Annotated in this window: 1 protein-coding gene; it reads right to left on the minus strand. The window is 73.2% G+C overall.

What is annotated here, in order from left to right; all coding sequences use genetic code 11:
- The coding region (locus V7793_RS37795; RefSeq protein ID WP_336014273.1) for a serine hydrolase domain-containing protein at positions 1-1,115 on the minus strand (1,115 nt) is incomplete at both ends.

A 1,115-nucleotide genomic window follows, 5' to 3' on the forward strand; every position in this document is an offset into this window, starting at 1 on the left:
GGCCGTCGTCCTCTGCTGCTCGGCGACGGGGGACCGCCCCGACGGGGCCTTGCCGCAGTACTCCGCCTCGACCGGCGCGCCGAGGTCGCCCGTCCAGTCGCCGTTGAAGTTGAACGCGGCGGTGTGCCGGCCGTCGGCGCTCGCGCTGGCGATCGTGAGGGAGCCGTGGACGCCACCGGTGTGCATCCAGACGTCCGCGCCGCACGACAGCCGGATCCTGGCGACCCCGAGGCCGTAGCCGGCGCCCGGCATCTGGTCGTCCGCGGACACCGTGGTGAGCAGCTCCCGCTGCTGGGCCTGCGGCAGCAGCTTCCCGCCGATGAGGGCGCCGTAGAAGCGGTTGAGGTCGCCAGTGGTGGAGATGATCTCGCCGGCGGCCCCGCCCCACGACGGGTTGAGCTCGGTGACGTCGTAGATCTTCGGGTCGGGGGAGGGATCGGCCGCGAGCGTGCTGTAGGCCCGGCCGTGCGGCCCCGGCAGCTCGGGCGCCGTGCCGGGGAGCGTGGTGGCGGTGAGCCCCAGGGGCCGGACGATGCGCCGCTTGATCTCGGTGGCGTAGGAGCGTCCCGTCACCTTCTCGACGACCATGCCGGCGAGGACGTAGTTGGTGTTGGAGTAGTGCCAGCCCCCGCCCGGCGCGAAGTACGGTGCGTGCGCCATCGCGGTCTTCACGAGCTCTTCCGGCGTGTGGTCGTCGAAGCGGTGCTCGAGGAAGCCGGGGCCGAGAAGCTGCCGGAAGGCCGGATCGTCGGTGTAGTTGTAGATCCCGCTGGTGTGGTTGAGCAGCTGCCGGACGGTGATCCCCCCGCCGTCGTGCCCGTTGCCCCGGACGACGCCCGGCAGCCAGTGCTCGACGAGGTCGTCCAGGCCGATCCGGCCCTCCGCCTCCAGCTGGAGCAGGACGACGGAGGTGAAGACCTTGCTGACGCTGGCGATGCGGAAGCGGTCCTGGGCGAGGCGGGGCCGCTGGGTGGTGCGGTCGGCGATGCCGGCGGAGCCCCGCCAGGTGCCGTGGTCGTCCCGGGTCTGCCCCAGGACGCCGGGTATGCCGGCGGCGACCTGGGCCTGCATGGCGCTGCGGGTGGCGGCGTGCCGGTCGTGGCCCGCGACGGCCT

It is taken from the genome of Streptomyces sp. KLMMK (assembly GCF_036961605.1).
Taxonomy (GTDB): domain Bacteria; phylum Actinomycetota; class Actinomycetes; order Streptomycetales; family Streptomycetaceae; genus Streptomyces; species Streptomyces telluris.